The 205-nt window shown below is 53.7% G+C and carries 1 pseudogene; it reads right to left on the bottom strand.

From position 1 onward, the window contains the following. Positions 1-205, bottom strand: a pseudogene (locus A3709_RS24135) (D-aminoacylase); the annotation flags it as partial.

The raw sequence follows: 205 nt of genomic DNA, 5'->3' as shown, positions 1-205 counted from the left end.
CCATAAAGTCATCGCCCATAAGCGGCGGCTCGTCGGACAAAATGGCGGCACGAACCTCCGGATCCTTAAGGCGCTCAATGCGCTCTGCGTCCGGCAAAATCGAGAGTTCTGCATAGCTGGGATTGAAACTAAAGGGATTGATCGTACCTTCCCAACTCAACAGAATATTGACGGGCCGCGCGCCTACATGGGGAATCAATTGTGC

It is taken from the genome of Halioglobus sp. HI00S01, from assembly GCF_001635445.1.
GTDB lineage: Bacteria > Pseudomonadota > Gammaproteobacteria > Pseudomonadales > Halieaceae > Halioglobus > Halioglobus japonicus.
The sequence above is the reverse complement of the archived record's forward strand: the minus strand, read 5'-3'. Positions and strand labels throughout refer to the sequence as shown.